Origin of the sequence: Burkholderia sp. BCC1988 (genome assembly GCF_905339895.1) — a bacterium.
In the GTDB taxonomy this organism is placed as follows: Bacteria; Pseudomonadota; Gammaproteobacteria; order Burkholderiales; family Burkholderiaceae; genus Burkholderia.
The window spans coordinates 12,424-25,624 of the sequence record NZ_CAJPHA010000013.1 but is presented as its reverse complement, the minus strand read 5'-3'; the positions used below and the strand labels follow the sequence as shown (position 1 = coordinate 25,624).

The 13,201-nt window shown below is 63.2% G+C and carries 11 protein-coding genes and 1 pseudogene; 9 read left to right on the top strand and 3 right to left on the bottom strand.

Features of this window, described 5'->3' with window-relative positions:
- The first annotated feature begins 185 nt into the window (after window positions 1–185).
- The 6 genes and pseudogenes from U4012_RS19405 to U4012_RS19380 all read left to right on the top strand — a co-directional run.
- Window positions 186–956, top strand: a complete 771-nt coding sequence (locus U4012_RS19405; RefSeq protein ID WP_124486207.1) for a GntR family transcriptional regulator — start codon at window positions 186–188, stop codon at window positions 954–956.
- The gene (locus U4012_RS19400; RefSeq protein ID WP_321800818.1) at window positions 953–2,692 is read left to right on the top strand and encodes a fumarate reductase/succinate dehydrogenase flavoprotein subunit; all 1,740 of its coding nucleotides are present in this window, start codon (window positions 953–955) and stop codon (window positions 2,690–2,692) included. Before U4012_RS19405 ends, U4012_RS19400 begins: the two co-directional genes overlap by 4 nt.
- A 17-nt stretch (window positions 2,693–2,709) precedes the next feature.
- Window positions 2,710–2,955: a ferredoxin family protein gene (locus U4012_RS19395; RefSeq protein ID WP_006755644.1), complete on the top strand. Its 246-nt coding sequence runs from the start codon at window positions 2,710–2,712 to the stop codon at window positions 2,953–2,955.
- Between the two features lie 38 nt (window positions 2,956–2,993).
- Window positions 2,994–3,956, top strand: a complete 963-nt coding sequence (locus tag U4012_RS19390) for a HEAT repeat domain-containing protein (RefSeq protein WP_321800816.1) — start codon at window positions 2,994–2,996, stop codon at window positions 3,954–3,956.
- Window positions 3,953–4,294, top strand: a complete 342-nt coding sequence (locus U4012_RS19385; RefSeq protein ID WP_321800814.1) for a gamma-butyrobetaine hydroxylase-like domain-containing protein — start codon at window positions 3,953–3,955, stop codon at window positions 4,292–4,294. The genes U4012_RS19390 and U4012_RS19385 overlap by 4 nt, the downstream gene beginning before the upstream one ends.
- Window positions 4,295–4,606: pseudogene (locus U4012_RS19380) on the top strand (acetyltransferase); the annotation flags it as partial.
- A gap of 145 nt (window positions 4,607–4,751) precedes the next feature.
- Here U4012_RS19380 and U4012_RS19375 read toward each other — a convergent pair.
- On the bottom strand, window positions 4,752–5,306 hold the full coding sequence (locus tag U4012_RS19375; RefSeq protein ID WP_044843798.1) for a TetR/AcrR family transcriptional regulator: 555 nt from the start codon (window positions 5,304–5,306) through the stop codon (window positions 4,752–4,754).
- Between the two features lie 108 nt (window positions 5,307–5,414).
- Between U4012_RS19375 and U4012_RS19370 the strand changes: the two genes are divergently transcribed.
- Both U4012_RS19370 and U4012_RS19365 read left to right on the top strand, forming a co-directional pair.
- Complete coding sequence (locus U4012_RS19370) at window positions 5,415–6,068, top strand: DJ-1/PfpI family protein (RefSeq protein WP_321800811.1); 654 nt, start codon at window positions 5,415–5,417, stop codon at window positions 6,066–6,068.
- A gap of 68 nt (window positions 6,069–6,136) precedes the next feature.
- Window positions 6,137–6,484, top strand: a complete 348-nt coding sequence (locus U4012_RS19365) for a hypothetical protein (protein WP_321800809.1) — start codon at window positions 6,137–6,139, stop codon at window positions 6,482–6,484.
- 377 nt (window positions 6,485–6,861) lie between these two features.
- On the opposite strand, the gene U4012_RS19360 is transcribed toward U4012_RS19365, so the two are convergent.
- Entirely contained in the window at window positions 6,862–10,755 is a 3,894-nt protein-coding gene (locus U4012_RS19360) for a CHAT domain-containing protein (RefSeq protein WP_321800807.1), read from the bottom strand.
- Between the two features lie 449 nt (window positions 10,756–11,204).
- Window positions 11,205–11,828 carry a hypothetical protein gene (locus tag U4012_RS19355; RefSeq protein WP_321800805.1) on the bottom strand — a complete coding sequence of 208 codons (624 nt, stop codon included), beginning with the start codon at window positions 11,826–11,828 and terminating at the stop codon, window positions 11,205–11,207.
- Between the two features lie 375 nt (window positions 11,829–12,203).
- Between U4012_RS19355 and U4012_RS19350 the strand changes: the two genes are divergently transcribed.
- On the top strand, window positions 12,204–13,040 hold the full coding sequence (locus U4012_RS19350; RefSeq protein ID WP_321800803.1) for a DUF91 domain-containing protein: 837 nt from the start codon (window positions 12,204–12,206) through the stop codon (window positions 13,038–13,040).
- Window positions 13,041–13,201 lie beyond the last annotated feature (161 nt).

Here is a 13,201-nt window from a genome sequence, read left to right as displayed (position 1 = left end):
GCAGCAGGCTCCGCGCGGATTCGACGCCGTCTGCGCGGGTCATGCCGGGCCCCGTTTTTTTATTTTCGCGCGGGTCGCCGCCGCCCCGCTTTTCCGGAATCGGAAAGTCGAAATCAGAAATAGTTGGTTGGGGCGCGCGAGCGCGCTCACTACACTCGAGCCATCTTGTCATAACAAGTTGACCGATGACGCCACCCAACGTCGTGCCGCTGTCGGCGGCGCCGCTCTACGTGCAGATCAAGGACACGCTGCGCACGCGCATCCTCGACGGCACCTATGCACCACACAGCCGGATGCCGTCCGAGCACGAACTCTGCGCGATGTTCGACGTGAGCCGCATCACGGTGCGCCAGGCACTCGGCGACCTGCAGAAGGAAGGCCTGCTGTTCAAGCTGCACGGCAAGGGCACGTTCGTGTCGAAGCCGAAGGCGTTCCAGAACGTGACGTCGCTGCAGGGCTTCGCCGAGGCGATGTCGTCGATGGGCTACGAGATCGTCAACCAGCTGCGCAGCTTTCGCACCGTGAAGGCCGATCGGCACCTCGCGACGAAGCTGAACGTGCCGGAAGGCGCGCCGCTCATCGAGATCCACCGCGTGCGGCTGCTGAACCGCGAGCCGGTGTCGCTCGAGCAGACGTGGGTGCCCGAGGCGCTCGGCAAGCGGCTCGCCGGCGCCGATCTCGCGACCCGCGACATCTTCCTGATCCTCGAGAACGACTGCGGCGTACCGCTCGGCCACGCCGACGTATCGATCGACGCGATCCTCGCCGACGATGAAATCGTCGACGCGCTGCGCGTCGAGGAAAGCAGCCCCGTGCTGCGGATCGAGCGCCTGACGCACGACGCGTCGGGCACGCCGATCGACTACGAACACCTGTACTTCCGCGGCGACGCCTTCCAGTACCGGCTGCGCATCGACCGGCAGAAGACCCGCCAACCTGCAAGGAATCCTCAATGAATACCCATGTACTCGAATACGACATCGTCGTGGTCGGCGGCGGCACGGCCGGCCCGATGGCGGCGATCAAGGCGAAGGAGCGCGACCCGTCGCTGCGCGTGCTGCTGCTGGAGAAGGCCAACGTGAAGCGCAGCGGCGCGATCTCGATGGGGATGGACGGGCTCAACAACGCGGTGATCCCGGGCCACGCGACACCCGAGCAGTACACGCGCGAGATCACGATCGCCAACGACGGGATCGTCGATCAGGAAGCCGTGTACGCGTATGCGACGCACAGCTTTGCGACGATCGAGCAGCTCGACCGCTGGGGCGTGAAGTTCGAGAAGGACGGCACCGGTGACTACGCGGTGAAGAAGGTCCACCACATGGGTTCGTACGTGCTGCCGATGCCGGAAGGCCACGACATCAAGAAGGTGCTGTACCGGCAGCTGAAGCGCGCGCGCATCGCGATCACGAACCGGATCGTCGCGACGCGCGTGCTGACCGATGCGCAGGGCCGCGCGAGCGGCGTGCTCGGCTTCGACTGCCGCACGGCCGAGTTCCACGTGATCCGCGCGAAGGCCGTGATCCTGTGCTGCGGCGCGGCCGGCCGGCTCGGGCTGCCGGCGTCCGGTTACCTGATGGGCACGTACGAGAACCCGACCAATGCGGGCGACGGCTACGCGATGGCGTACCACGCGGGCGCGGCGCTCGCGAACCTCGAGTGCTTTCAGATCAATCCGCTGATCAAGGACTACAACGGCCCGGCCTGCGCATACGTGACGGGCCCGCTCGGCGGCTTCACCGCGAACGGCAAGGGCGAGCGATTCATCGAGTGCGACTACTGGAGCGGCCAGATGATGTGGGAGTTCTACCAGGAACTGCAAAGCGGCAACGGCCCGGTGTTCCTGAAGCTCGACCATCTCGCGGAGGAAACGATCCAGACCATCGAGCAGATCCTGCACACCAACGAGCGGCCGAGCCGCGGCCGCTTTCACGCGGGGCGCGGCACCGACTACCGGCGCCAGATGGTCGAGATGCACATCTCCGAGATCGGCTTCTGCAGCGGCCACAGCGCATCCGGCGTATACGTGAACGCCCGCGCGGAAACGACCGTGCCGGGGCTCTACGCGGCCGGCGACATGGCGGCGGTCCCGCACAACTACATGCTCGGCGCATTCACCTACGGCTGGTTCGCCGGACAGAACGCGGCCGACTACGTGGCCGGCCGCGCTCACGCGCCGGTGGACGACGAACAGGTCGCCGCCGAACGCGCCCGCGTGCTTGCGCCGCTCACGCGCGAGCGCGGCCTCGCGCCGGCGCAGGTCGAATACAAGCTGCGCCGCATGGTGAACGATTACCTGCAACCGCCGAAGGTGACGCGCAAGATGGAAATCGGGCTGCAACGTTTTGACGGCATTATTGAGGATATCGAAGAAATCAAGGCGGGCCACCCGCATGAACTGATGCGCGCGGCCGAAGTGCGCGCGATCCGCGACTGCGCCGAAATGGCCGCGCGCGCGTCGCTGTTCCGCACCGAGAGCCGCTGGGGGCTGTACCACCATCGCGTCGACTTTCCGCATCGCAACGATGCCGAGTGGTTCTGCCACACGTGGCTGCGCAAGGGTGCCGACGGCACGATGCGCAGCGAGAAACGACCGGTCGAACCCTACGTCGTGCCGCTCGCCGACGACGAACGCAGCGCCTACGCGCACCTGCGCATCCGCGAACCGGCCGCACACGCGGCCGCCCTCTGACTCCGAGGAGCCTTACCGTGCCCCATACCCCGCACGACATCTTCCTGCGCAGCAGCGCGCCCGTGACGATCGACGAGGACCGCTGCATCGCCGACAAGGGCTGCACCGTCTGCGTCGACGTGTGCCCGCTCGACCTGCTCGCGATCGACGTGACCAAGGGCAAGGCCTACATGCAGTTCGACGAATGCTGGTACTGCATGCCGTGCGAACGCGACTGCCCGACCGGCGCGGTCAAGGTCGACATCCCGTACCTGTTGCGCTGACCCGGCGCGCCGCTTCCCCACTACCGGACTCACGACACATGAAACCTGCTTCCGACCATGCCGCGCTCGTCGCGCGCGTTGCCGCACCCGATGCATCGGTGCGCCGGATCGCGCTGCTCGAACTCGCCGATCTCGAGGATCCCGATCTCGTGCCGATCTTCGTTGCGGCGCTGCGCGACGATCCGTCCGCCGACGTGCGCGGCGAAGCCGCGCGTGTGCTCGCCGCCTCGGAGCAGCCCGACGTCGTCGACGCGCTGTGCCGCGCGCTGCTCGATCCGGACGACGACGTGCGCGCGACCGCCGCACACAGCCTGTCCGAACTGAAGGACGTCGCATCCGGCGCCGCGCTGTGCCGCTGGGTCGAGCACGCCGAACCGTTCGTGCGCGGCGCCGTGCTGCGCGCGCTGCGTGAACTGCGCGACCCCGACGCGTTCGCGCCGGCGCTGCGCGCACTCGACGCGCCGGCGTCGGCCGTGCGCGCCGAGGCCGTCGCCGTGCTCGGCTGGCTCAAGGACGCCCGCGCGCTGGCGCCGCTCGCACGCATCGCCACGACCGACACTCATGCGGACGTACGGCGTATCGCGGTCGGCGCGGTCGGATTCGCGGCGTCCGCCGACACGGCCGTCGTCACCGCCTTGCTCGCGGCGCTGCGCGACGCCGAATGGCAGGTCCGCGAGGAAGCGGCCGCGACGCTCGGCAAACTGCGTGTCGCGGCCGCTCGCCCACCGCTCGTCGCCGCGCTCGACGACGATTACTGGCAGGTGCGCTTGCGTGCGGTGCGCGCACTCGGGCAATTGCGCGACGCCGCCGCGGCGCAGGCCGTCGCCGCGCTGCTGTCGCACGCGATCAGCAACCTGCGCAAGGAGGCCGCGCTCGCGCTCGGCGAACTGCGCGATCCTGCGACGCTGCCCGCGCTGCACGACGCGCTCGACGATCGCGATCCCGAAGTACGCAAGGCCGTGCGGATCGCGATCGCGCAGATCGGGGAAGATGCACGATGACGCCGCCGACCGAGATCATGCTCGATCATGCGGCCCGCGCATTGACGCTGTGCTGGCCGGACGGCGACACGCAGCGCATCGGCTATGCGCGCTTGCGCAGCGCTTGCCCGTGCGCCGCATGCCGGAAGATCCGACTCGATGGCGGGCAGGTCGACGCGCCACCCGACCTGACGCTGGACGGCGTGGAAGCGGCCGGCTACGGCATCCGCCTGCTGTTCGGCGACGGTCACGCGCGCGGCATCTATCCGTGGGCGTTTCTGGCGGAACTCGGCGCAGACGAGACGGATGCGGGCGCCGCAGCGCCCGACGTGCCCGCATCCGGCCATCCCGCGAACTGACCGTCGGCGAAGCTCGATCTGGCCGTCGACGAGCACGATCGTCCGGTCGGCTTCATGCTGCTCGACGGCAGTCACATGGAAGCACTGTTCGTCGATCCCGCTCACCATGGCGCGGGCGTCGGGCGGCGGCTGGTCGAAGCGGCCCTCGGACGCCATCCCGACCTGTCGACCGACGTCAACGAGCAGAACGAAGCGGCGGCGGGATTCTACGAACGGCTCGGATTCGAGCGCTGCGGGCGATCGGCGCTCGATGGACAAGGGCGGCCTTATCCGCTGATTCATCTTCGTTATCGTAGTGGCGGACAAGACTGAGCAGGATCGGGACAGCGCGTGACGTCGCCTTGCGCTGCATCGAAAGCCGCGCTTTCCACCGACGCTACAACGGAGCACCCGCCCGCCTTCTGCTCTGCGATACGCGAGCCATCCGTGCAGCACGGGCATCGCGGGCATCGCACCGCTACGCGCGTCGGCGTGGCAGCATGCGCTCGGCGAACGCGAACGCACGCTGCATGAAGTGGTTGAACCGCTCGGCATCGCGCCGCAATCCGGCCTGCTGGCCGCCGATCAGACACAGGTGCGCGATCTGCCCGACGATCTCGGCTTCGCCCGGCATGGGGACCCACCGACGGGACGTCTCGAGCGCGAATGCGAGACGCGTGGCATCGACGCGCTGCTGGAATTCCGCGACCAGCGCGTCCTGCATTGCCCAGGCGCGGATCGCCACTTCGCGCCCCGGTCGCTTCTCCGCCGCGATGCGCAGGTAGCGCGTCAGCGTGTCGCCCGCGCCGCGGCCGTCCGCCGCGTAGGCGAGCATGCGTGCGGTGTAATCGTCCTCCCACGCGGTCAGCAACGTCCTGACGAAGTCCTCCCGATTCCGGAAGTGGTGATGGAACGAGCCGCGGGTCACGTTCAGCCGTCGTGCGAGACGCTCGGCCGAAATCCCCGCATACCCTTCCCCGTCGAGGGCGTCGAAGCCCGCGGCGATCCAGTCGTTTCGAGTCAATGTGCGCATCGGTATCGCCATACAGGCTGTGTATGGCGCGGCATGGGCAGATAGGCTGCGAACTCTATCACGGCCGCCACCGCTTCCGGCAAGGCGCCACGACTCACGGAGTTCACGTTGAAAGACATCGCTCTCGTCGCATTCGACCAGTTCACCGACATCGACCTGTTCCTGATGTGGGACATCCTCGGCCGCAACACCGCGGACTGGCGTGTCCGGATTCTCGGCGCGCAGCCGCTGCTGCGTTCCGCGCATGGTCTGGCCATCCCCGTGCACGGCCCGCTCGAGGAAGCCAATCGCGCCGACGCCGTGCTGTTCTCGAGCGGCAGGCTGGGCATCCCGGCCGCGCTCGCGAGCCCGGATTTCCTGCCGTCGTTCGATCTCGATCCGGCGCGCCAATACATCGGATCGATCTGCGCGGGCGCTTTCGTCCTGGAGCGGCTCGGGCTTTTGCCGGACCGTCGCGCAACGACGCACCCCGACGCGCGACACGGGCTGACGGATCGCGGGCTGCATGTGCCGGACCAGCCGCTCGTGTGCCACGGCAATGTTGCGACGGCGGGCGGCTGCGTGGCGGCGCTCTATCTGACGGGATGGCTCGTGGAATCGATGTTCGATGCGGACAAGCGGCGCGAGACGTTGCTGCCGGTCCTGCCCGCCGGACAACAGGAACTCTACGAGGACATCATCGAATTCAGCATTCGACAAGGAGAGGGGCAGACTTCGGGCTCGATCAGGATGATCGATGCCGGCGGTCGTCGGCTGCCCTAGCGCGCGACATGCAGGCGCGTCGCTTGTAGCGGCCGGGCCTGTCCTGCACCTCCGCGCCCGGACCCGGCATGCAGGCAAGGAAAACGCTGCGCACCGGCGACCATCGAATCACGGCCGCCAACCGCACAAACGACAACGCCCGGCAGGTTCCCCTGCCGGGCGTTGCGCATCATCCGATGCCGCTATCGGTCATCGAGGCACGCCTCGACGCCGACGCTCACTCCCACTCGATCGTCAACAGATCTCGCAAACCCGCATGGTTAAAGGGTTTCGCTGTGATCGACATGACCCTTTACCGTCGCTTTTACCGTCATACGCGCACATCTTTTGCTGGCGCGGGAGATGGAGCGATTTGCGGGGCGACGACTCTGGCAACACAATCATCAATCACCTCACAAGGATACAGGAGGCAGTGAGCCTTGTCCCCTCCCTCGATCCTCGATCGGTTCGCCTACGCTGGCCTTAACAGCTTCTCGACGGCTGCGAACGATTTAAGCGACTCGCAACTTCCAGGTGTGGCCGCCCTGCTGTCCGACACGGTCGCCCGAAATCGGACCCAATGCAGCCGTTCGGCTTCGTTGAAAAATGTTTGCTTTCAGCGATCGCGGTTCATTCGTAATAACGGACGTCATCCCGATGGATGCAACCAAGCAGTCGTACGACTGGGTGATTTGACTGCGCGTGACTGGGGGCGTTCGAAGTACAACTATCGTGGATCGCGCGCGGATTGGCAGTTCGTGGTGCCGGCGACAGCTTTCATACGTCTCAAATTGTCAAACCGGCAGCGCAAACTTCAGGCTTCTCCAAGTGACGGTAAGGACTGAGGCGCGCGGGTCAGCAGGACGTTACCGTACACGCGCATTGCAAGGGAATACTGAGGGACGTCTCCAAAGTGTCGGGCAACAGCATCGTTCGCTTTTCTCGTAGCGTCAAGAACGGTGTCGCCCTCCTCCCAAGCTCTCAAGAACGGATCGAGCCAGTTGTAAGTAACCAGCACGTTGAGCGGCCAAGGTGACGCGATTACCGCCTGGCTGCCCCCGTTCAAAAGTTGCTTCGGCAGGCTTGTGGTTGAGTTATCCCACGGATTCTTGTCAATGCGCCCACCACTGCACACAAAGAGAATGACCAGTTCGACTCCCGCTAGCGCGCCAGCCAGTGCAGAAGGTGTCTCCACAAGCCCTTCGTCGTCACGGATGCTATGCAGGTAACGTCCGTCACTGCCGAGCCCCCCGTGCGCAGTCACCACGGCGAGCCCGGCATCTTTCATGTCACGTGGAAGCCGTTGGCCGGTGTCTACGGCGAAACCGAACGCATCAAAGCTTCCGCTGAGACGGCGTAGTGCCACGTCGAGCGTCTTTGCAGAGGCAGGCTCGTGTGCCTCGACGCCGTTACGGCCGTCCGGTTCAAGGGCATCTTCAAGCTCAGAGTCCAGCCGGGCTGAAATCCAAGCCTTGTATCCGGTCTTCCGGGAACGCTGCGCCGCTCGAGCCGTGGCAAGCCAGGTCAGCGAAGGCACGGCACCGATGGAACTCTGCGTTCCTGCGAGGAAGCTGAAGCCACCATCGTCAGGCTGCATGACGACTAGATTGGCCGTCAATTTTTGGAGCATCGGTTCCGCGACAACGACTAACCTTCGAGTTCGCGGAAGACGAATGTCCAGTCTTTCCATCGTGAGGTAGAAGATGTTGTTGCCGTCGCGGCGGTCGATCGTTCCGTACTGCCTCGGAAACTCAGCCGACCACGCATCAAAGCGCCGCCGGAAGGCTAGGTCGTGGCGCGGCTGGTCTATGACGCGAACTGTGCGGTCGGCGACGTAGATGACCACGAGTTCGCCTTCGTCGTCCAAGGCCATGAACACAACGTCGCAGCCGACGTCATTTAGTTCACAGGCGTACTGCGTCGCCCAGTCCACCGTTATCACAGGGGCGTCGGATGGGCGCTTTACTGTTTGGTCTGCAAGCAACTCGATCGCGAACACCAACGCGGAAGCGGCAGCAACGCCTTGAGCACCGGCGCCCAAGAGGCGTCTCGCAGCCAGCCCGATGTACGCATAGTCGCGAGCAACATCCGCGGCAAAGGCCGCGCGTTGCACTTCGTTGAACATAGCCAGAACATCGTCGGCGGAGGGCTGCTCTGCAGACATGGTCTTGATTGTGCTGGCGGCCTTGCCCCCAACTTCTAGAAGCGCAGTATCAAGAGTCGCCCGTGTAGCCGACGGCACCACACCGCCCGCAGCTTCGACCTTGGCGGCAGCTTGGCCAAGTAACACTGCAAGGGGAATGAGGCGATTCCTATCGCCGAGCGCATTCTCAGTTGCCGCGGCGACTTTCGCGAGAAGCTCTTGCAGTCCTTCCAAGGAGGCCTTGTGAGCCTGCATGAGCTGCAAGCCAAGGTCGGCGGCAACAACACGGGAATCGGTGACCGGGTCAAACCCGAGGTCTCCGAGAAGTTTCTTCATCGCGGGAAGAAAGTGCCGAGAGAGCTCGACGAGACCAAGATCACGCAGGATGCGGTGGATGGTGTACACCTCTTGCCACAGGTCCGCCTTCGGGACGGCGACGTCAGTCGCGAGGGCGCAGGCCATGCCAACAAGCGCAGTGATGTGATTGCGGCAACGATGGTAGACATCGGCAAAAGCAGCCCACGCCAGCCGTTGGCGAAGCAATGAGGTCTGCCCCATCAGCAAAATTTGTTCTGCGAAATCCCGTGCACGCTGGAATTGACCTGCCATCGCAAACTGCGACGCAAGCAATCGCATCAAGCGAATATCGTCGTCGCGCTCCCGCGTCGTGTGAGGACACATCGCGCATGCGATAAAGACAAGCTTCTCCATAAACTCTAGGTCAGCGTCCTCTCCCTGCTGTCCACTCGCTCGTTGTGCCAACTGCCCGAGTGCCTGCACAACGTCGTCCGGGGATGCGATGATCAGCTCTCGAGGAATGACGGTGACCCCGGGCTCACCACCACCGATCTCGCCCATCCAGCGGATTGCATTGGCTATTGAAGCTTTCACCTCCTCGTTGGGCAAGTCGGCTTTGGACTCAGCTGGCATTGCCTCCGCGTGTTGCAGCGCGACCCTGCGTTCTGCTAAGTCAAGCATGGTCAACGCAATGAGAGGTACGCCTTGATCTCCACAGGACTCAACGGACAAGAGAGACGTAAGGTTCGACCTGATGCCATCGTCGGCCGGATGGCGACCCAAGAACTCGAATGCGGACTGAAACAGCCCCCGGTAATAGTCGAACTCTTCCTTTGGCACCAACTCCCTGAGCATCATCGACCGAATACAGTAAAGCAGCACCTGGGTGGCTTGTCTTCCATAGACCTCTGACGAAGTTATGGCGCCGGCTGCGTAGGCCGCCTCCCGGAACCGGCCGGCGCTTCTGGCGTGTACTGCACAGCAAACGACCGCGAGCTCCGGCCATTTTTGCCCCCAAGCATGTGCTACCTCGATGGCCGCGTCGTAGTCGGGCTGGATTTCCGACAGTCGTTTCTGCAACTCTAGGTGGTTTGCAGTGAAGCCCGCAGTGGTGAAGCGCTGGTCGTCCTCAGACTTGGCTTCTTGGCAGTTCATTAGAAGACGACGATCACGGTTCTCCTGGAGTCGCTCGGACCCCGGCACAAGGGCTTCCAAACGAGCATCGAACCTCGCGATGCGGCCGTTGTCTTCGAGCTGAGTGGCAACCTCCAGCGCCTCCTCGAGCCACATGTGGTCGCCAATACCATCAGGGCCGCCAGGCAAGATTTCCTGCGCCAAGTCCTCGTCGCCGGCATGCACCGCGAATTGGGCGACTTGGATAGCGACTTCGGCCGGAAGTGACGGCAGGTGCGGCTGGAGTCGACGGACAATCTCAAGCGTGTCACCTTTTCGACCCGTTCGGTTCACGAGCTGGACGAGCATGTGCAGCTTGGTCCCCTCGGAAAGGTCTAATCCATCCAGTTCCGCGACTACCTCTTCAAGCCGACCTTGAACTGCCATGGATGTCCAGACCTCGCTGCGGATGGCGAGGACCGCCTCCATGTCGCCTTCATAAGTCAACTCAAGGACGTAGCATTCGTCCACCGAGAGAAGCAGTTGCCTATTTGCTGACTTTCGCGCGGGGATTTCCCGCACGTGCACGAGGGCATAACTGTCCATACGTTGGACAGCGGAGACCAGTTGACTGCACAGCGAGGTCACGTGTGGCGTCCACCGGTCCTCAGGAAGCCGCGTGGCAGTTGCTCCGAACGCAACCGGCAAGCTAACCGTGGAGTCTCGAAAGCGGCTTGCCTCGGTCACTGCGATGAGCCTGCGCTCGCCCTGTTCCTCTACCATGCGAACCAAGTCTGCGATAACGAGCGAGGGAGCGTGCTGCACCCGGACAATGCGCCCCAGTACCTCCTTCTCTTCGTCGTCGACAGGAAAGCCGCGCAGTTCCTCAGTTGCTCTCAGTAAAGCAGAGAACACTGCTTCCTCAGTGACCGTCGTCGCTTCCGCAGGCGGCAGCAGGATGGTGGCGCCTCTGAATATCTGACGCCCCTCTTTGTCGGCTGCGCCCATGAGTAGGGTGGCAATGATGCGGCCAACGACCTCTCGCAAGGAGCCACCTATTACCAGGTCAGCGCAGCCCAGATGGAACCCTTTGCCGAATAGCTCCGCTGGGTCAAAGCCTTGCAACGCACGCTCTCGGGCTTTTTTTTCAATCACCTGGGTTTCCTTATCCTTTTGTTTATGTCTGGATTGTTGTGGGCTCCCCTCAGGCGCGGCGTCTTGGCGAGCCCTTTGCACTATTGGGAGCAATAAACCGGCTCTAGACACTGGCCGTAGCGCTTTCAACAATCCGTTGCATCGACCGGTTGAATCCGGCACCGACTGCCGACCGATGCCGCAGACCGAGATCCGTCCCGAGCAGTTATTCGGTCTGGAGATGAGCGAGCGTCCGGTTGGCAAAACCAACCAACTGCTAACATTTCCAAGCTTGATGTACAAGGTTTTAACCAGCCAGATCGTTTCCCCAGCCCGGTCTGCCTGAACTGGTGGCCATCACGTCACCTAAGGCCGTACTAGTTCCCCCATTGCTTGGAAGTCGAACGCGCTATTGGACGATAGAGAAGCGAGTTGGGTGCGCCCGACGGAGGCAAGGTGTCGCTTTGGGGTCAATCTTTGCGGTAACCCATTCCTGCGAGGATATACATAACGAGCGCTGCCAATATGCACACGTGGACGACCGCCTCTCCATACCGCTCAGGATGCCCCACAACCAACAGGACAGCAGTCGCTGCGGAGCAATGCCCCAAACAGGAAGACACCTCATTCCCCATCTTTCTGGAGAAACGTGCCAGTGTCCTCTCCAACTTCGCGGGACGGTCTTTGCCTCGACGGAAGCAGATCTTGATGCAACCGGCCAAGAGAATAGCTACGACGGTTGTCCAAAGAAGGGCTCCAATACCGACCAAAAAGAATGGCGTCAGGTCCACCGGTTGACCAGCACCAACACTCGTCAAAGTAAAGAGCGGCGAATCGAAATGGCGCCTAAACCAATCGAAGAATTCGATGAACGCCGGGATCTCCAGCAGCACAGCGATGCTCATCCAAATTATGAAAATCTGCGGCGCACATGCTTTTGTAAACTGCCATATACCGGAAGGAGAAAACGTCATTCGAGCAACGTTACGCCAATTCACGATCTTCTTGCCTTCTTGCTCCAATCCAGCCTGCTCCATAGTAAGCAGCCCCTTCTCGTCATTATTGTAAAGTGGCGGAAAAAACGGTGAACTCAAGAAGGTCACTTCATGTAGAACTCGAACTCCGGCTCGTGAGTGAGGATGCTCACGTCAATCCTCCCGCCATCTAGTTGAACCCGCAAATTTTCCTTGGTAACCGGTAGCCGTGTCCACTTGCTGCGACAGCGAATAGGCGCCCCCCTCGTTTCGATGAAGACCCAATCGGCCGCAACCCCACTCACGACCGCGTGATTATCGCGCAAATCCAGGAAACACTAACCTCGCACCGGCGCTCAAACGGCAGCGGCTCGGCAGTTCAGGACAGCGCGCCCTTCCGTTCGCATTGGGTTGGTCGCTTCGAGTCGGGCGCATTCCGCTAAAATGAGCCAGCCCATAACGCAGGCACCGCCTCGCCGAGAAGAGGGAACGTGCATGGAACGACAAAGCCCGAAGCGCTATTTGATTGTCGAGGCGACGCCCGACGGGGGCGTGCAAGTGCACGAAATGAAGAAGTGGTGCCGGCTGCACCCCGAGCAAACGCCGCCCGGGATGTCTGCGGCGGCCAGCGGCGGTGACAATTCGCAGCGGCTACGCCGGGGTTTCGAGAAACTGGGGTGGAGCGTAGTCGAAACGCCGACGGAGGTGCGCATCCAGCGCCCGGGCGAAGCGGGCCAGGCTGAAGAGCTCCTGGGCGACATGACCGGCGACGCCGAGGCGCTGCCCGAATCCAGTGACGACTCCGAGTCACTCGCCGACACCGTCTTTCACGTGGAACGGCAGTTGCAAGAGTTCATCGCCGATAACCTCGAATCGATCCCTGTAAACGGCAAGCGCCTGCACCTCTATTCAGACGGCGTGTCGGGTGGCCGCGAATACCCCACGAGCAGTGGCCGGCGGATCGACATCCTCGCCGTCGACGACGACGGCAATTTCGTCGTCTTCGTCGTCTTCGAGTTGAAGCGCGGCCAGGTGCCGCGCGTCAAACAAGATGAGAGTCTCTCATCCGGATTGTCGCGCCACAGCCAGGCCCCGGACAAAGCCATTGGCCAGATCGCGAGCTATATGGGCTGGGTGTCGCTGAACCTCGCGCGCGGTAAGGCGGTGAGCGGCGTCATCGTCGCGCGCTCGATCAACGAGAGCTTGCGCGAAGCGATCGCCGTCGTGCCGAATGTCTCGCTCTTCGAATATCGACTCCGATTCGACCTCAACGTGATTGGTGCGGCCGAGGCTACCCTGCCCAAGGAATCCGCCGCTCCGGCCGCGCACTGAACGGTGCCCCCGTCGCCTGGCCATTTATTGGCCGAATTGCTCGTGGTCCAATCGGGTTACTCTCGTGCTTCCCGCCCGGTGCCGTCCGTGATCGGGGTTCGCATGGCAATGGTGGGGCCTACTGTGTCCACTTTGGCGTCATCGGTCTAGACGGCGCTCGA

Excerpts from the sequence above, each read along its gene's own strand:
- U4012_RS19385 (WP_321800814.1), top strand. The coding sequence starts at position 3,953 with ATGACGCCGCCGACCGAGATCATGCTCGATCATGCGGCCCGCGCATTG.
- U4012_RS19350 (WP_321800803.1), top strand. The coding sequence starts at position 12,204 with ATGGAACGACAAAGCCCGAAGCGCTATTTGATTGTCGAGGCGACGCCC.
- U4012_RS19365 (WP_321800809.1), top strand. The coding sequence starts at position 6,137 with ATGCAGGCAAGGAAAACGCTGCGCACCGGCGACCATCGAATCACGGCC.
- U4012_RS19375 (WP_044843798.1), bottom strand. The coding sequence starts at position 5,306 with ATGCGCACATTGACTCGAAACGACTGGATCGCCGCGGGCTTCGACGCC.
- U4012_RS19400 (WP_321800818.1), top strand. The coding sequence starts at position 953 with ATGAATACCCATGTACTCGAATACGACATCGTCGTGGTCGGCGGCGGC.
- U4012_RS19405 (WP_124486207.1), top strand. The coding sequence starts at position 186 with ATGACGCCACCCAACGTCGTGCCGCTGTCGGCGGCGCCGCTCTACGTG.
- U4012_RS19390 (WP_321800816.1), top strand. The coding sequence starts at position 2,994 with ATGAAACCTGCTTCCGACCATGCCGCGCTCGTCGCGCGCGTTGCCGCA.